Origin of the sequence: Methylobacterium sp. J-077 (assembly GCF_022829365.1) — a bacterium.
Classification (GTDB): Bacteria; Pseudomonadota; Alphaproteobacteria; order Rhizobiales; family Beijerinckiaceae; genus Methylobacterium.
In genome coordinates this window covers 1-17126 of sequence record NZ_JAKSYJ010000211.1, presented here as the reverse complement: position 1 = coordinate 17126, position 17126 = coordinate 1, and the positions used below count along the sequence as shown (strand labels likewise).

Here is a 17126-nt window from a genome sequence, read left to right as displayed (position 1 = left end):
GCTTCCCTAACCCCGCGTGAGTAAGTACGTTGCGCGAGAGCCTCTTCGTGTAACGAGTATCGCCGATGGACGACCTGCTTCGTGAATTCTTGACCGAGAGCGGGGAGCACCTCGACACGGTCGATGCTGAACTTGTTCGGTTCGAGCAGGACCCAAATAATCAGACGATATTGCGGAATATTTTTCGCCTCGTCCATACGATCAAAGGAACCTGCGGTTTTCTCGGGTTGCCGCGCCTCGAAGCCTTGGCGCATGCCGCCGAGACCTTGATGGGCCGCTTCCGGGACGGCCTGCCGGCCACCTCCGAATCGGTCACGGTGATTCTCTCGACCCTGGACCGGCTCAAGGCGATCCTGGCCGACCTCGAAGCCACCGGCGCCGAGCCGGCGGGCTCCGACGACGACCTGATCTTGGAGCTGGAGCGCATGGCGACGGCCGAGCCCGCGGCCGCGCCGGCCCCGCCGCCCGAGCCGGTGCTGCCGGAGCCGGTCTCCCGCGAGCTGAAGCCCGGCGAGGTCTCCCTGGACGATCTGGAGGCGGCCTTCTTGGCGGCGCCGGGCCCCGGCGAGGCGGATTTCGCTGCACCGGTGGCGCCCCCCGTCGCGGCGTCCAAGGTCGAAGCACCGAAGACCGAAGCTCCGAAGGTCGAGGCGGTCAAGGCCCTGGCTCCGAAGGCCCCGACTCAGAAGGCCGCGGCGCCCAGAGCGGAGCCCGCCGAGACCGATTCTGGCAAGGCCGAGCCGGCCGGCGACGCCGAGGCGGTCGTGGCCACAGAGACCACGGCGGCCGGGAGCAAGATCCAGACGATTCGCGTGAACGTGGACACGCTCGAGCACCTGATGACCATGGTGTCGGAGCTGGTGCTGACCCGCAACCAGCTCCTCGAGATCGCCCGCCGGCACGAGGATTCGAGCTACAAGGTCCCGCTGCAGCGCCTCTCCCACGTCACGGCCGAGCTGCAGGAAGGCGTCATGAAGACGCGCATGCAGCCGATCGGCAGCGCCTGGCAGAAATTGCCGCGCGTCGTGCGCGACCTCTCGGCCGAACTCGGCAAGCAGATCGACCTCGTGATGGTCGGCGCGGAGACCGAGCTGGACCGGCAGGTCCTCGAGGTGATCAAGGACCCGCTGACCCACATGGTCCGCAACTCGGCCGATCACGGCCTCGAATCGACCGCCGGGCGCATCGCGGCGGGCAAGCCGGCCCGCGGCACGATCCGGCTGGCCGCCTACCATGAAGGCGGCACGATCACGATCGAGATCGCCGACGACGGCAAGGGCCTCGACCTCGCGGCGATCCGCAAGAAGGCGGTGGAGCGCGGGCTGGCGGCTCAGGCCGATGTCGAGCGGATGACCGACGCGCAGGTCGCCAAGTTCATCTTCGATGCCGGGTTCTCGACCGCGGCGGCGGTCACCTCGGTGTCGGGCCGCGGCGTCGGCATGGACGTGGTCAAGACCAACATCGAGACCATCGGCGGCATCATCGACATCGCCACCACGGCGGGCCGCGGCACCACCTTCACCATCAAGATCCCGCTGACGCTGGCCATCGTCGCCGCCCTGATCGTGCGCGCCGGCGAGCACCGCTTCGCGCTGCCGCAAGTGGCGGTGCTCGAACTGGTGCGGGTCGATGCCGGGGCGCAGCGGGTCGAGCGCATCAACGGCTCGCCGGTCCTGCGCCTGCGCGAGCGGCTGCTCCCGATCGTCTCGCTGACCGGCCTGCTCGGGCAATCGAGCGGCCAGGGCACGGAGACCGAGCAGGCGGGCTTCGTGGTGGTGGCCCAGGTCGGGCGCGAGCGCTTCGGCATCCTGGTCGACGAGGTCTTCCACACGGAAGAGATCGTCGTCAAGCCGATGTCGGCCAAGCTCCGACACATCCCGATGTTTGCCGGCAATACGATCCTGGGCGACGGCGCCGTGGTGCTGATCGTCGACCCCAACGGCGTGGCCCGGCAGGTGGCCCAGGGCATCCAGGGCAGCAACAGCCACGCCGATGCCGACGCGGAGGCCGAGACGGCCGATCTGGGCGATGCCAAGACCACGCTCCTGGTGTTCAAGGGCGGCCAGGGCAGCTTCAAGGCGGTGCCGCTCTCCCTGGTGACCCGCCTCGAAGAGATCGAGTGCGACAAGGTCGAGTGGCTCGGCGGCCGTCCGCTGATCCAGTATCGCGGCCGGCTGATGCCGCTGGTCCCGGCAGATGCGGCGATCACGATCCGCTCCGAGGGCACGCAGGCGCTGGTGGTGTTCTCCGACGGCGAGCGGGCGATGGGCCTCGTGGTCGACGAGATCGTCGACATCGTCGAGGAGCGCCTCGACATCGAGATCGCGGCGGATCGCTCGGACCTGATCGGCTCGGCGGTGCTGCGCGGCCGCGCCACCGACATCATCAACATCGCCCACTTCCTGCCGCTCGCCTACGACGACTGGGCGCGCGGCCCGAAGCGGGCGGAGCAGGTCTCGACGCTCCTGCTCGTCGACGATTCGGCCTTCTTCCGCGACATGCTGAGCCCGGTGCTGAAGGCCGCGGGCTACCAGGTCATCACGGCGGCGAGTGCCGATGCCGCGCTGACGATCCTCCAGTCGGACGCGCGGATCGAGGTGGTGGTCACCGACCTGGAGATGCCGGGCCGCAGCGGTTTCGACCTCGTCGCCGCCATGCGAGGCGCCGAGCCGCGGCTCGCCGGCCTGCCGGTAATCGGCCTCACGGAGGCCGTTGGAACCGACGTGGTCGAGCGGGCCCGGATGCTGGCGATCAGCGACCTGGTGGCCAAGTTCGACCGCAGCGGATTGATCGCGGCCCTGGCCGAGATCAGCACCGCCAAAGTTTCCCAAGCCGCCTGATCCCGGCACCGCCCGCCATATGACGATCGAATCCGGAGAGTTCTGATGCAGGCTGCCAATGCCAACGGCGCCGAGACCGGCCCCACCGACGAGTATGTGACCGTCTATGTGGCCGACACCCTGTTCGGCCTCGCGATCGAGCGGGTCCACGACGTGTTCGTCCCGTCCGGGGTGACGCCGGTGCCCCTGGCGCCCGACGAGATCGTCGGCCTGCTGAACCTGCGCGGGCGCGTGGTCACGGCCGTGTGCCTGCGCCGGCGGCTGGGCCTGCCCGATGCCGTGGCGCAGGACGACAAGGCCAGCCCCAAGATGGCGATCGGCCTGGAACAGACCGGCGAGACCTTCGCACTCGTGGTCGATGGTGTCGGTGAGGTGCTGAGGCTCGGCGCGGACAGCCGCGAGGCGGTGCCGATCAACCTGGATCCGCGCTGGCGCAACCTCGCCACCTTCGTCCACCGCCTCGACGGCCGCCTCCTAGTGATCCTCGACGTGGACGCGCTCCTCGGCTTCAGCGCTGCCGGCGCGAAGGCGGCGTGAAGGAGGGGGTATGAAAGCGCCACACGAGACGACCTGCCTGGTGGTCGATGATTCCGCGGTGATCCGAAAGGTCGCGCGGCGGATCATCGAGGCCCTCGGCATGAATGTGAGCGAGGCCGAAGACGGCAGCGCCGCGCTCGAAGCCTGCGCGGCGAACATGCCGGACGCGATCCTCCTCGATTGGAACATGCCGAACATGGATGGCTACACCTTCCTCCAGGCCCTGCGCCGGAGCGAAGGGGGAGCGGCCCCGAAGGTCCTGTTCTGCACCACCGAGAACGATGTCGGTGCGATCGCCCGGGCGCTCCGGGCCGGGGCGGACGAGTACATCATGAAGCCCTTCGACCGCGACATCCTGGCGGCCAAGCTCGAACAAGTCGGACTGGTCGCCGACGCCGCCTGAACCGACGCCGACATCAACCGCGACCCAGTACCTGAGGCATTCACCATGGCCCTGAGCCCCGCGGTCGTCCCGCTTCGCAGTCCGCCTGCGCAATCCACGACATCCGCGGCGCCGATCCGGGTGCTGATCGCCGACGATTCCGCCGTGGTGCGCGGCCTCGTCGCCCGCTGGATCGCCGAGGCCGGGTTCGAGCTCGCCGGCACCGCCTCCAACGGCCGAATCGCCCTGGAGATGATGGCCAAGCACGACCCGGACGTCGTGCTGCTCGACATCGAGATGCCGGAGCTCGACGGCACGACGGCGCTGCCGCGCATGCTGGCGATGAGCCCGAACCTCCAAGTGGTCATGATGTCGACGCTGACCACGCGCAACGCCGACATCTCGCTGAAATGCCTCGCCCTCGGGGCGGTCGATTACATCGCCAAGCCCGAGAGCAACCGCGGCGTCACCACCTCGGAGACGTTCCGGGTCGAGCTGATCGAGCGGGTCCGGGTGTTCGGTGCCGCCCGCGCCCGGGCGCGGCGTCCCGCCGGTGCCCCGGGGACCGCGCCGGCCCCCGCCCATGCGGCGCCCGCGCTGGCCCCCGCGGCGCCGGCGCCGCGTCCGGCTACTCCCTTCACCCTGCGGCCGAAGGTGCGCAACCGGACCCAGCCCCGGGCCCTGCTGATCGGCTCCTCGACCGGCGGACCCCGCGCGGTGGGCGAGATGCTGGAGGGGATCGGCGCCGCCGCCCTGCGCCGGGTGCCGGTGCTGATCGTGCAGCACATGCCGCCGATCTTCACGGCCGTGTTCGCCGAGCACCTCTCCACCCGCACGGGGCTGCGCGCGGCCGAGGGCAAGGCCGATGAGCGCCTGGAGGCGGGCCGGATCTACGTGGCGCCGGGCGGGCGCCACATGGGGCTCGTGGCGGGACCCAACGGTCCCATGATCCGGCTCACCGACGGGCCGCCGGTGAATTTCTGCCGCCCCGCCGTCGACGTGCTGTTCAAGGACGCGGCCGTGGTGTTCGGCGCCGCGACCGCGACGGTGATCCTCACCGGGATGGGCTCGGACGGCACCAACGGCGCGCGCGCGCTCACCGATGCGGGCGGGCCGGTCCTCGCCCAGGACGAGGCGACCAGCACCGTCTGGGGCATGCCCGGCAGCGTCGCCCGGGCCGGCCTCGCCGAGGCCGTGCTGCCGCTCCCCGAACTTGCGACGGCGCTGCGCGCCCTGATCACGGGCCAGCCGTCATGACCGAGCTCGAGTTCGAATACCTGCGCACCTTCCTCAAGCAGCGCTCCGGCCTCGCGCTGACCGCCGAGAAGCGCTACCTCGTCGAGAGCCGGCTGACCCCGGTCTGCCGACGCTTCGGGATCGCGACCCTCGGCGAGCTCATCGGGTCGCTCAAGCTCGGCCAGGACGGGGCGATCGAGCGCGCCGTGGTCGAGGCCATGACCACGAACGAGACGTTCTTCTTTCGCGACCGCATCCCGTTCGACCTGTTTCGCGACACGATCCTGCCCGAGGCCCTGGCGCGCAACGCCAGCAAGCGCCGGCTGCGGATCTGGTGCGCGGCGGCGTCGACCGGCCAGGAGCCCTATTCCCTGGCCATGCTGCTGCAGGAGGCCGGGCCCCGGCTCGCCGGGTGGCAGGTCGAGATCGTCGCGACCGACCTGTCCACCGAGGTGATCGAGAAGGCCAAGCTCGGCCTCTACAGCCACTTCGAGGTCCAGCGCGGCCTGCCGGTGCAGTGGCTGATCAAGTACTTCACACAGGTCGGCGAGCAGTGGCAGATCGCCCAGAGCCTGCGCTCCATGGTCGATTACCGCCAGCTCAACCTGCTGCACAGCTTCGCGTCGCTCGGCCAGTTCGACGTGATCTACTGCCGCAACGTGCTGATCTACTTTGACGCGCCGACCAAGTCGGACGTGCTGGCGCGGCTCGCGGCCCAACTGGCGCCGGGCGGCGCCCTCCTGCTCGGCGCCGCCGAGACGGTGATCGGCCTGACCGACCGGCTGAGCCCGAATCCGAAGCAGCGCGGCCTCTACGGCCACGCCGAGCCGGTGGGCCGGGCCTCCGAAATGGCAGCCCCCCTGCGCGTGGCCGCCGGCATCTGATCGCCGAGCGTCCGTCCCGGTCCGAGCCCCGCTCGGACCGGGACCGCGGTGCCTGGCGGCGTGCGCGCAATTCCACCCCGACGCCGCGTCCCCACGGGGCGCCGGGGTTTTGCCGCGCGGCTCCCCATTCCGAAGGTCAGCGATCGGCCCCCGGAACAGCGTTCTCGAATGTCGGAGCGCATCGTCATCACGCGGAAAGACCCTCTTAAGAAGCGCGTGGGTAATTTGCACACGGACCCGCAGCCGGGCGATTCCGGCGAATCCGTGTTCCGAGCGCCCCGATGAGTACCGTCTCCTCCACCACGACATCGCAATTCGCCGTACAGCAGCGGCCGCCGCATCTCCAGGGCTCCGGCAAGACCCGGATGACCGACACGATCAGCAGTGAGCTGTCGGCCGGCACCCTCAGCAGCACCGACGCCACCGCCCTGACGAGCGCCCTCGATTCGATCGATTCGAGCCTGTCGTCGGACACGGCCGCCGCGACGGCGAGCAGCACGTCGGATGCCAAGCTCGATCCGTCGTCGATGAAGGACCGGATCGACAGCCTGATCTCCGATCAGGTCAGCAGCGGCAGCCTCACGAGCGATCAGGCCACGGAGCTGAAGACCCTGTTCGCCAGCCACGGCCAATCGACCCAGGCCACCGACGCAACCGGCTCGAGCGCCGAGGGCGTCTCCGGGGCCGGCGGCCCGCCTCCGGGTCCGCCGCCCGGTCCGCCCCCCGGTGCCGATGCGTCCGGAAGTTCATCCGGCAGCACGTCCTCCAGCGGCACCTCCACGAGCGACCTGCTCTCGACCTTCATCCAGCAGCTCCAGGCTTCCCAGTCGAGCAGCGCGAGCTACGGGGCGAGCGGCACGACCGGCTCCGGCACCAACGCCTCGGCCCTGCTGTTCGACTTCCAGAGCTGAGGCCGGAACCGCGGAGGGGATAGGCCTCCGCGGTCCCGGCCTTCGATGTCGCGACCCGTCGCCGGGTGCATCGCCTGCCTGCGCGCGCACGGGGTCGACCGAGGCCGAGCGAGGCGGCATCACGTACCTCGGCGGGGCCGGCGGGCGGCCGGGCGGCGGCCAGGAGGCACGGCATGGCGGCAGGACACGGGGCGGGATTGCCCAAGGTCGCGTTCATCGGCACGGGCGGCACGATCGCGTCGCTGGGGCGCGATGCCCTCGACATCCTCGATTATTCCGCCACCGACCGGCGTCTGGAGGCCGGCGCGATCCTGGATGCGGTCCCGGAACTGGCCGCTTTCGCCAACGTGATTCCGGTGCCGTTCCGGGCGGTCCCGAGCCCGGCGATCGGGTTTGCCGAATGGCGCGATCTCGTCTTGCTGTGCGAGCAGACCGCCGCCCAGCATCCGGACCTCGCAGGCATCGTCATCGGGCACGGCACCGCGACGCTGGAAGAGACCGCCTACGCACTAAGCCTCACCCTGACGATCGACCTGCCGGTGGTGCTGGTCGGCTCGCAGCGGCCGATGAGCGCCCTGTCCACCGATGCCAAGCTCAACCTCGTGGCGGCGATCCGCACCGCCGCCGCCGCCGAATCCCGCGGGCGCGGCGTGCTGGTGGTGCTCAACGACGAGATCCAGGCGGCGCGCGAGGTGACCAAAACCTCGGTGGCCCGGCTGCAGACCTTCCGCACCCCGGATTTCGGCGTGCTCGGCCAGGTCGACGGTGACCATGTCCGGTACTACCGCCGCTCCGAGCGCGCCCATGCGCCGGGAACGCCCTTCGACATCCGGACGCTGCCCGCCCTGCCGCGGGTCGACGTGTCCTACGGCTACGCCGATGCCGACGGCACCGCGGTGCGGGCGTTCCGAGCGGCGGGCGCGCGCGGCCTAGTCTCGGCCGGGCTCGCCCCGGGCATGACTCCGCCGGCCGAGGCCAACGCCCTGGAGGAGGCCGCCGCGGCCGGCATCCTGGTGGTGATGTCGACCCGGGCCGGCAGCGGGGTGGTGCCGCTGACCACGCGTCTGCGCGCCCGCGGCATCCTCAGCGCCGACAACCTGACCCCCCAGAAGGCCCGGATCCTGCTCGCCCTGGCGTTGACCGTGACGTCCGAGCCCGAGGCGGTCGCGCGCTTCTTCGCCACCTACTGAGGAACGATGCCCCTCATCGACCCCGCCCGCACGCTGCTCCTGGTCATCGACATCCAGGTCCGGCTCATGCCGGCCATCGCCGACGGCGCCGGGGTGATCGCCAACACCGGCCGCCTCCTCGCGGCGGCCAGGATGCTCGACGTGCCGTCCCTGTTCACGGAGCAGAATGCCGGCGGCCTCGGGCCGACCGTGCCGGAGCTTGCCCCGGAACCCGGGACGGCCTTCCCCAAGATGAGCTTCGGCGCCGCGCAGGCGCCGGGCTTCCTCGACCGGATCGGGAACCGCGACTGCGTGGTCGCCGGCTGCGAGGCGCATATCTGCGTGCTGCAGACTGTGCTCGGCCTCCGTGAGGCCGGTCGGCGCGCCTACGTGGTCGCCGACGCGGTCGGCTCTCGCCGGCCCGAGAACCGGGATGCCGGCCTCGCCCGGATGGCGGCGCACGGGGCCGAGATCGTCACCACCGAGATGGTAGTGTTCGAGTGGCTCGGCACCGCCCGGCACCCGCGCTTCCGCGAGACGGTCAAGCTGATCAAGTGACGGCGGGTCAACCGCCGTCCAGCGCCGCACGGGTCCGGGCATCGGCACCGATATCGTCCGGGCCCTCCAGGCCCAGAACCTCGATCAGCCGCATGCGGGCGCGGCTGACCCGGCTCTTGATCGTCCCGACCGCGACGCCGCAGATCGCGGCCGCCTCCTCGTAGGTGAAGCTCTGGGCGCCCACCAGCACGAGCGCCTCGCGCTGGGCATGGGGCAGCCGGTTCAGGGCACTCTGGAACTGCGCCATCTCCATCCGAACCTCCTGCTCGGGCAGGGAGGTCAGCTTGCCGGCGAGTACGCCGTCGGCATCCTCGACCTCGCGCTTGCGCTTGCGCTGCTCCGAGTAGAACAGGTTGCGCAGGATCGTGAACAGCCAGGCCGTGAGGTTGGTCCCGCGTCGGAAGCTGCCGGCGTTGACCCAGGCGCGCACCAGCGTGTCCTGCACGAGGTCGTCCGAGCGGTCGAGGTCGTAGGTCAGCGAGAACGCGAAGGCCCGCAGGGCCGGGATCGCCCCGAGCAGGAGGTCGCGCATCTCGGCATCGACCCCCGGAGACGGCAGGGCGGATCCGCCGCCGGTCGGGGCAGCTTGCATCGTCATGGTCATCGCGAGGCCTCCGTGTCGGAGCATGCGGCGAGGTCGTCGATCAGCGTCCGGAGCCGCTCCGGGATCGGCAGGGCCAGAACATTGGCGTAGTGCAGGCGCAGGCCGCGCCCGATCCGGGCGCGCGCCGCGTCGTCGATCGGCCGGCGCCCCTGCGCGGTTCCTGCGGCCGCGCCACCGGGCAGGGGAGGGGCGTCGGTCGCGGATGCCGCCCCGTCTCCGTCCGCATCTCCGGCGAAGCGCGTCACCGCCCGCCCGTCCTTGCCCTGGCTCATGATCGCGCCCCGACCCTCTGGCGATGCGGCCCAGACAGGGCCCGCGATCCGCCGCCCCGGTCTCGCGACCGGGTCCGGCGGAGACGCGATTCATCGCCTTCCGGTGGCGCTGGTAGGCGCAGCGGATTTAATCGGTTCTGAACTTCATATTCATCAAATTTTAATGTCGTTATCTATGAGCTAGACGGTAATCATCTGGCAAAAATCGCAGATACAATTCAGAAATACTTGATTTAGCTTGGCTGTAAATGGAAATGGCGCGCGGCGACTGAACGGATGCTGAGCACGTGTCACCGGTCGCCGGGCCGGCGCGTTTGCCGATCACCCGGCACGTGCGGCCGGCGCGGAAGCTGACGGATGGTCGAGGCGAGCCGTGGCGGCTGGCTTTAGCCGCCGGTGTCCCATGGCGGGCATCGCCCCCGGGGGGTGGTGCCGGTGGAGAGGATCGAACTCCCGACCTTCGGTTTACAAAACCGCTGCACTACCGCTGTGCTACACCGGCCCGCGACACGCTTGCTAGCAGTCGCGGTGCCGCCGCTCAAGCCGAGCCGGGCGACGATCTGAAGTCTGCCGGGCGGATCGGTATCGGTGCGGAGGGTTAGCGCCCGGAGCCGCGCACCAGGGACTTCAGGCGTTGGTCCGCCCGGTCGATCCGCTCGGCGATGCCTCGGCGGATGCACTTGTCGACCGAGTCGCCGGCGTAGAAGCCGATGGTCTTGTCCTGGTGCCGGCAGGCCTGGATCGGCGGCCAGGCGACCACCGCCGCCACGACCAGCAGGACGACCAGGGCATCGACGACGAGCCAGCCCTTCCAGCCGAGGCGGAAGCCGCCCCGGGCGGGAACCCGCGGGCCTCGCGGGCGGCGGCGACTGGCCGGGTCGGTACCGAGCCGCGCCATGCGAGCGCGGAATTGGGCCTCTTCGAGCGCGTCGGGCATGCGCGCGGACGACGGAGGGAGGGGCTGGCTGGACATGCAGGGCTCGCGAGGGTCGGTGCGGCGCGGGGGGGGCGACGGGCGGCTCGAACCGACCGCCTCAATCGATCAGCCGCTTCAGGAGGGCGAAATTGTCCTGCATCGAGAGAACGCTGCCGATCATCTCGCCACGTGCGCAGGCGCCCGCGCCGATGAGCCCGAACCAGCCCGCGGCGGCGGAACCCGCACTGCAATCGGCGAAGCGGCCATAGAGGAACATCGCCACGGGCAGCAGGAAGACCGTGAGCTTCACGAGCCCGATCATTCGCCCGAACAGGCTCTTGCGAGGACGCCGCGGCTCATCCCAATCGTCGTCCCAATCCGCCTCGGGGGCGCTCCTGTCTCGACGGTCCATCGCGTTGTCATGTCCGGTCGGATCGAAATGTGCCGGATAGACTGACACGCTTTCGTGAAGCGTCGCCTAAAAGGGATGTTTAAAGGCAGCTCAACGCGACATCCGCACGCCGATACAGGGTTCGCCTGTAGAGCCGGGGCCAGGGTCAGGCGGCGAGCGCCCGTCTCACAGTAGCGCGCAGGTCGGCCAGGGAGAACGGCTTGGTCAGCACGTCGGTGACGATCGCGTCGAGCCCGCGGGCGCGCTCCCGCTGGTCGGCGAACCCGGTCATGAGCAGGATGGTCAGGTCCGGGAAGTCGCGCTTGGCGGCGAGAGCCAGGGCGATGCCGTCCATCAGCGGCATGCGGATATCGGTCAGCATCAGGTCGAACCCGCCATCGGCCTCATTGAGCCGGTCGAGCCCGTCGCTGCCATCGTTGGCGGTCACGACGGCGTGGCCGTCGATCTCCAGCCCCCGCTTGAGGAAGCCGCGGACGGTCTCTTCGTCATCCACGAGAAGGATGCGCGCCATGGGGTTCCGTAAACGTTCTTGATCCCGGGCCTGATTCCGAGGGCGTCCCGACAGGATGAGACTTCAGGCCTGTTTATGGATAACAGATCACGAACGGAACAGTCGCTCTGTCAAGCCAGGCGACGGGAAAACAATCGCATCGCCGGGCGGCGCGGCGAAAATGCCGCGCCGGATCGCGGGCCCGTCAGGCCTCGTCGAACAGGTCCGGATCACCGCTGCCGAAATCGACCACGCCCACGAAGGGCAATTGGCGGAAGGCGTGGGCCGCATCCATCCCGTAGCCGACCACGAACACGTCCGGGCAGGTGAAGCCGACGAAATCGGCGTCGATCGTGACGGCGCGCTTGCCCGGCTTCTCCAGCAACACCGCGGTGAGCACCCGCTTGGCGCCCCGCGCCATGAGGAGGTCCTTGGCGAACACCACTGTCCGGCCGGATTCCAGGATGTCGTCCACCAGCAGCACGTCCCGTCCGCGCACCTCGCTCTGCACGTCGCGCAGGATCTCAACCTGTCCGGTGGAGACGGTGCCGGTGCGGTAGCTCGACAGGTGCACGAACTCGACCTGCGGCGACAGCCCGACCCGGTGCAGCGCCCGCAGCAGGTCGGCGGCGAACATGAAGCTGCCCTTGAGCACCGCGACGACCAGGAGGTTCTCCGGGTTCGCCGACAGGATCTCTTCGGCCAACTCGGTGTTGCGCTTGGCGATCGCCGCCTCGTCGAACAGGGGGCGGACGCGCCGCTCGGGGATACTCATCTGACGGGTCCCGGGAGTTTCTTTTTGTGCGGGCTCACCGCCGCGATCGAGAACGATCTTAACGCCCGGGACCCGCCGGGGAAACTCCGGATCGAGCCGGCGGCCTGCCGTCAGCCGTTGTCGCCGCGGATCGCCGCGATCACCGCGTCCGTGACCTGACGGGTGGTGGCCTTGCCGCCGAGATCGGGGGTGTGGAGGGCGGGATCGGCGGTGACACGCTCGACCGCGCGCATCAGCCGGTCGGCGGCGGGCTTCTCGCCCAGATGCTCCAGCATCTGGCAGGCGGTCCAGAACGTGCCGACCGGGTTGGCGATGCCCTTGCCGGTGATGTCGAAGGCCGAGCCGTGGATCGGCTCGAACATCGAGGGAAACCGGCGCTCCGGGTTGATGTTGGCGGTGGGCGCGATGCCGAGCGAGCCCGCCAGGGCCGCCGCGAGGTCCGACAGGATGTCGGCGTGGAGGTTGGTCGCCACGATCGTGTCGAGGGTTTCGGGCTTGCCCACCATCCGCATGGTCATGGCGTCGACCAGCATCTTGTCCCAGATCACGTCGGGGAAATCGTGCGCCACCTCGGCGGCGATCTCGTCCCACATCACCATGGCGTAGCGCTGGGCGTTCGACTTGGTCACCACGGTGAGCCGCTTGCGCGGGCGCGCACGCGCCAGATCGAACGCGTAGCGGATGATGCGTTCGACGCCGGAGCGGGTCATCATCGACACGTCGGTAGCGACCTCGTTGGCATGGCCCTGGTGCACCCGGCCGCCGACGCCGGCATACTCGCCCTCGGAATTCTCGCGCACGATCACCCAGTCGAGCTCGGGCCCGGTGACGTGGCGCAGGGGGCTGGTGATGCCGGGCAGGATCCGGGTCGGCCGGACATTGGCGTATTGGTCGAAGGGCTGGCAGATCGCGAGCCGCAGGCCCCAGAGGGTGATGTGGTCGGGCACGTCCGGCGCGCCGACCGCCCCGAAGAAGATCGCGTCGTGATCCTTGATCTGCGCTAGCCCATCCGCGGGCATCATCACGCCGTGGGCCTTGTAGTAGTCCGAGCCCCAGTCGAACGGATCGAAGGCGAACTCGAAGCTTCCGTCGCGCTCGGCGAGGGCGTCGAGCACCTCGATGCCGGCGGCGATGACCTCCTGGCCGATCCCGTCCCCCGGGATGGCGGCGATGCGGTACTGCTTCATGGGCGGTCTCCCTGATGTTGACCCCACACCCGGCGAGGGGCGTGGGTATCCCGGCACGATGGCACACGGCCGGTGCTCTGCCGACATCGGTCCCTGGCCCGCGGTTCCGCGCGCGACATCGGGAAACGCAAAAAGGGGTCGGCGATCCGCCAACCCCTTGCGCTGTCGTGCTGAATGGATGGTACCACCGCCCCGGCTCGAACGGGGGACCCCCAGATCCACAATCTGGTGCTCTAACCAACTGAGCTACGGCGGCACTGGCGGGCGGTGTATCGTGGGCCGCGGCAGTTTTCAAGGCGATCCGTGAAGCTTGATGATGCCTCGGTGGACGCAGGCCGGATTCGCTTCATAAGGAGCGGGTGAAACCACGTGGCGCCGGCCGGGGCGGACCGGGGTGAGGGGCGGGATGTGAGCGCGCGACAGCCGGCGCCAGCCGCGACCGGGGGCCGGGATTCGGGCCAGGCCACCGAGACGGCGGCGGAGAACAGGCCTACCCGGAAATCTGCCCGGCCGGGCCCTCGCCCCCGCGGGCGCTGGACCCGCTCCCGGATCCTCCTGGCGCCCGGGCGGCTGCGCAGCCTCGTCCGGCGCAGCGAGGGCGGCCTCGTCCTGCTGGCGACCGTGGTGGGGTGCATCGCCGGGCTCGCGGTCTCGGCCATGACCTGGGTGACGCAGGCCCTGCGCGAGGCGCTCTACCACCTGCCGGCAGGGACCCGACTCAGCGCCGCCGACGCCGTGGCACCGCCGCTCCTGTTGATCGGCCCCTGTCTCGGCGGGGTGCTCCTCGGGCTGCTGATCGTCGCGGCGAACTACATCCGCGGTCCGCGCAAGCGCCAAGCCATCGACCCGATCGAGGCGAATGCCCTGCATGGCGGCCGGATGTCCCTGCGCGACAGCCTGTACCTCGCCCTTCAGAATGTGATCTCGAACGGCTCCGGAGCCTCGGTGGGGCTGGAAGCCGGCTACACACAGCTCGCTTCCGGTCTCGCCTCGCGGCTCGGGATCGCCTTCGAGGTGCGCCGGGGCGATCTGCGGACCCTGGTCGGGTGCGGGGCGGCCGGCGCCATCGCGGCGGGGTTCGGGGCGCCGCTGGCCGGGGCATTCTACGCCTTCGAGCTGATCATCGGCACCTATACGATCGCCACCCTGGCGCCGGTGGTGGTCGCGGCGCTCTGCGGCAACCTCGTCTCCCGGGCGCTGATCCACATGCCGCCCCTGGTCGAGCTCGGCGACATGCAGGCGGTCACGACCTCGCACATCACCAGCCTGGAGATCCTGCCGAGCCTCGCCCTCGGGCTGATCTGCGCGCTGCTCGGCATCCTGATCATGCGCGGCGTCACCCTGGTCGAGCGGCTGGTCCAGGCCTCCGGCCTGCCGCGGGCGGCCGGGCCCGCTTTCGGGGGGCTGTGCGTCGGCGCGCTGGCGCTGATCGCGACGCCGCAGGTGCTCTCGGGCGGCCACGGCGCCCTGCACATGCACTTCGCCGCCGATGGGCAGGGCCACGGGGCCGCGATACTGGCCGGGCTGTTCGCCGCCAAGGCGACGGCCACGGCGATCTCGATCGGCGCCGGGTTCCGCGGCGGCCTGTTCTTCGCCTCGCTGTTCCTCGGGGCGATCGCTGGCCAGCTGTTCGCCGTCGTGGCGCCGGATCTCCTGCCCGCGATGGCGGGGTTCGGCCTCACGCCGCTGGCCTACGCGGTGATCGGCATGAGCGCGCTCGCCGTGGCGATCATCGGCGGCCCGCTGACCATGACGTTCCTGGCGCTGGAGGTCACCGGCAGCCTGCCAATCACCGGAGTGGTGCTGGCGGCGGTGATCGCCTCCTCGCTGACCGTGCGCAAGATCTTCGGCTATTCCTTCGCCACCTGGCGCTTCCACCTGCGCGGCGAGAGCATCCGCAGCCCGCACGATGTCGGCTGGATCCGGTCGCTCACCGTGGGCCGGCTGATGCGCCGGGACGTCCCCACCGTGGCGGTGGACACGCCGCTGCCGACCTTCCTGCGCGCGCATCCGCTCGGCTCGCCCTCCCGGGTGGTCGCCGTGGATGGACGGGGCCGCTATGCCGGGATCGTCAACGTCCCCGAGGCGCACGCCGCCGCCCGGGACGCCGCGGCCGGCGCGGCGCCGGTGCTGGCCGACCTCCTGCACCACACCGACCTGTTCCTGACGCCCGAGATGAACGCCAAGGACGCGGCCGCCACCTTCGACCGCAGCGAGAGCGAGGCGCTCGCGGTGGTTCAGAGCGCCGAGAGCCGCCAGGTCCTGGGCTTGCTCACCGAGAGCCACACGCTCAAGCGCTACAGCGAGGAGCTGGACCGCCAGCGCCGGATGATGGCAGGCGAAGCCGCGTGATTGTCAGGCCGGGGTGTTGACCGCGTGGGCGCGTGCAACACCCTGGGGTCGGACAACCCAGGGCCGGCAGGCGGTCCGTGACGCGACACCCGTGAGGATCCATGGCCGGTCAAGACAGCAGCTCCCAGCGCCGCTACCGCATCGCGGTGATCCCGGGCGACGGCATCGGCAAGGAGGTGGTGCCCGAAGGCGTGCGCGTGCTCGAGCAGGCGGCCAAGCGGCACGGCTTCGCGCTCCAACTCGACTGGTTCGATTTCGCGAGCTGCGACTACTACGAACAACACGGCCGGATGATGCCGGAGGACTGGAAGCCGCAGATCGAGACGCACGACGCGATCTATTTCGGCGCCGTCGGCATGCCGGAGCGCGTGCCCGACCACATCTCGCTCTGGGGCTCGCTGATCTTGTTCCGGCGCGAGTTCGACCAGTACGCCAACCTGCGCCCGGTTCGGCTGATGCCGGGGGTGAAGTGCCCGCTGGCAGACCGCAAGCCCGGCGATATCGACTTCTGGGTGGTCCGGGAGAACACCGAGGGCGAGTACTCGAACGCCGGCGGGCGCATGTTCGCCGGCACCGACCGGGAATTCGCCCTGCAGGAGACGATCATGACCCGCCACGGGGTCGACCGGATCCTGAAATTCGCCTTCGATCTCGCCCAGACCCGGCCGAAGAAGCACCTGACCTCGGCCACGAAGTCGAATGGCATCTCGATCACGATGCCGTACTGGGACGAGCGGGTGAAGGCGGTGGCCGAAGGCTACCCGGACGTGCGGTGGGACCAGTACCACATCGACATCCTGACGGCGCATTTCGTGCTGAACCCGGACCGGTTCGACGTGGTCGTCGCCTCCAACCTGTTCGGCGACATCCTGTCGGATCTGGGGCCCGCCTGCACGGGCACGATCGGCATCGCGCCGTCCGGCAACATCAACCCAGAGCGGGTGCATCCGTCGGTGTTCGAGCCGGTCCACGGCTCGGCGCCCGACATCGCCGGGCAGGGGATCGCCAACCCAATCGGCCAGATCTGGTCGGGGGCGATGATGCTGGAGCATCTCGGCGAGCACGAGGCCGCCCGGGAGATCGTCAGCGGGATCGAGCGGGTGCTGTCCGAGCGGACGCTGCGCACGCGCGACCTCGGCGGCAATGCCGACACGCAGGCCTGCGGGAAGGCGGTGGCGGAGGCCTTGGGATAGGGGCGGTCGGTCCCGCCGCCTCCCATCAACCCCCCCTCATCCTAAGGTGCGCGGCGATCGAAGATTGCTGGGCCTCGAAGGAGCTCTCCAGGGATCGCGAGACCGCTGGAGAGCTCCTTCGAGGGCTACGCTGTGCTTCGCCGCCTCAGGGTGAGGGAATTGGGTTGGACGGTCGCCGCGTTCAAAAATCAGCGCGGGCGGCGGCGGACGCTCACCACATTGCTCGCCTGCTCGATCTGGCCGGAGGCGGCCGGCAGGGTGGCCAGCGCGGTCTTGACGATGGTGGCGGCGTCGAGGCCGGCCTCGGCGTACATCTTCTCCGGGCTGTCGTGGTCCTGGTAGGTGTCCGGCAGCGTCAGCGTCCGCACCCGGACCCGGCCCGCATCCAGCGCGCCCTGCTCCGACAGC

17 protein-coding genes, 2 tRNA genes and 1 pseudogene are annotated in these 17126 nt (G+C 70.0%); 10 read left to right on the top strand and 10 right to left on the bottom strand.

The window, feature by feature from the left end; translation table 11 throughout:
* Positions 1–65 precede the first annotated feature (65 nt).
* From MKL11_RS25455 to MKL11_RS25420, 8 genes are all read left to right on the top strand, one after another.
* Positions 66–2840, top strand: coding sequence for a hybrid sensor histidine kinase/response regulator (locus MKL11_RS25455; RefSeq protein WP_243948371.1), 2775 nt, complete (start codon positions 66–68; stop codon positions 2838–2840).
* Between the two features lie 45 nt (positions 2841–2885).
* Positions 2886–3377 (top strand): chemotaxis protein CheW, encoded by a 492-nt coding sequence (locus MKL11_RS25450; RefSeq protein ID WP_243948370.1) that lies wholly within the window; start codon positions 2886–2888, stop codon positions 3375–3377.
* Between the two features lie 10 nt (positions 3378–3387).
* Complete coding sequence (locus MKL11_RS25445; RefSeq protein WP_243948369.1) at positions 3388–3780, top strand: response regulator; 393 nt, start codon at positions 3388–3390, stop codon at positions 3778–3780.
* A 45-nt stretch (positions 3781–3825) separates the two neighbouring features.
* A complete protein-coding gene (cheB, locus tag MKL11_RS25440) occupies positions 3826–5016 on the top strand; it encodes a chemotaxis-specific protein-glutamate methyltransferase CheB (protein ID WP_243948367.1) in 1191 nt (396 codons plus the stop codon).
* Complete coding sequence (locus MKL11_RS25435) at positions 5013–5879, top strand: CheR family methyltransferase (RefSeq protein WP_243948364.1); 867 nt, start codon at positions 5013–5015, stop codon at positions 5877–5879. The genes cheB and MKL11_RS25435 overlap by 4 nt, the downstream gene beginning before the upstream one ends.
* Before the next feature lie 281 nt (positions 5880–6160).
* Complete coding sequence (locus MKL11_RS25430) at positions 6161–6790, top strand: hypothetical protein (RefSeq protein ID WP_243948363.1); 630 nt, start codon at positions 6161–6163, stop codon at positions 6788–6790.
* Positions 6791–6963: 173 nt separating this feature from the next.
* Positions 6964–7980 (top strand): asparaginase, encoded by a 1017-nt coding sequence (locus MKL11_RS25425; RefSeq protein ID WP_243948362.1) that lies wholly within the window; start codon positions 6964–6966, stop codon positions 7978–7980.
* Between the two features lie 6 nt (positions 7981–7986).
* Positions 7987–8517, top strand: coding sequence for an isochorismatase family protein (locus tag MKL11_RS25420; RefSeq protein ID WP_243948361.1), 531 nt, complete (start codon positions 7987–7989; stop codon positions 8515–8517).
* Positions 8518–8524: 7 nt separating this feature from the next.
* Here the strand turns inward: MKL11_RS25420 and MKL11_RS25415 are convergent, their stop codons facing one another.
* The 9 genes from MKL11_RS25415 to MKL11_RS25375 form a co-directional block, all read right to left on the bottom strand.
* Positions 8525–9121, bottom strand: coding sequence for a sigma-70 family RNA polymerase sigma factor (locus MKL11_RS25415; protein ID WP_243948360.1), 597 nt, complete (start codon positions 9119–9121; stop codon positions 8525–8527).
* On the bottom strand, positions 9118–9393 hold the full coding sequence (locus MKL11_RS25410; RefSeq protein ID WP_243948359.1) for a NepR family anti-sigma factor: 276 nt from the start codon (positions 9391–9393) through the stop codon (positions 9118–9120). Before MKL11_RS25410 ends, MKL11_RS25415 begins: the two co-directional genes overlap by 4 nt.
* A gap of 427 nt (positions 9394–9820) precedes the next feature.
* A tRNA-Thr gene (locus MKL11_RS25405) sits at positions 9821–9895 on the bottom strand.
* A gap of 96 nt (positions 9896–9991) precedes the next feature.
* A complete protein-coding gene (locus MKL11_RS25400) occupies positions 9992–10366 on the bottom strand; it encodes a hypothetical protein (RefSeq protein ID WP_243948358.1) in 375 nt (124 codons plus the stop codon).
* A gap of 61 nt (positions 10367–10427) precedes the next feature.
* Positions 10428–10721, bottom strand: a complete 294-nt coding sequence (locus MKL11_RS25395) for a hypothetical protein (RefSeq protein ID WP_243948356.1) — start codon at positions 10719–10721, stop codon at positions 10428–10430.
* A gap of 145 nt (positions 10722–10866) precedes the next feature.
* Positions 10867–11232: a response regulator gene (locus tag MKL11_RS25390; RefSeq protein ID WP_007567202.1), complete on the bottom strand. Its 366-nt coding sequence runs from the start codon at positions 11230–11232 to the stop codon at positions 10867–10869.
* Positions 11233–11416: 184 nt separating this feature from the next.
* On the bottom strand, positions 11417–11986 hold the full coding sequence (gene hpt / locus MKL11_RS25385) for a hypoxanthine phosphoribosyltransferase (protein WP_243948354.1): 570 nt from the start codon (positions 11984–11986) through the stop codon (positions 11417–11419).
* Positions 11987–12096: 110 nt separating this feature from the next.
* Positions 12097–13173, bottom strand: a complete 1077-nt coding sequence (locus MKL11_RS25380; protein WP_243948353.1) for a tartrate dehydrogenase — start codon at positions 13171–13173, stop codon at positions 12097–12099.
* A 179-nt stretch (positions 13174–13352) separates the two neighbouring features.
* Positions 13353–13429: transfer RNA gene (locus MKL11_RS25375), tRNA-His, on the bottom strand.
* A 152-nt stretch (positions 13430–13581) separates the two neighbouring features.
* On the opposite strand from MKL11_RS25375, the gene MKL11_RS25370 reads away from it, so the two are divergent.
* Together MKL11_RS25370 and MKL11_RS25365 are read left to right on the top strand one after the other, a co-directional pair.
* Positions 13582–15525, top strand: coding sequence for a chloride channel protein (locus MKL11_RS25370; protein ID WP_243948352.1), 1944 nt, complete (start codon positions 13582–13584; stop codon positions 15523–15525).
* A 101-nt stretch (positions 15526–15626) separates the two neighbouring features.
* Positions 15627–16718 carry a tartrate dehydrogenase gene (locus tag MKL11_RS25365; RefSeq protein ID WP_243948351.1) on the top strand — a complete coding sequence of 364 codons (1092 nt, stop codon included), beginning with the start codon at positions 15627–15629 and terminating at the stop codon, positions 16716–16718.
* A gap of 188 nt (positions 16719–16906) precedes the next feature.
* On the opposite strand, the pseudogene MKL11_RS25360 reads toward MKL11_RS25365, so the two are convergent.
* Positions 16907–17126 (bottom strand): annotated as a pseudogene (locus MKL11_RS25360) (1-deoxy-D-xylulose-5-phosphate synthase); the annotation flags it as partial.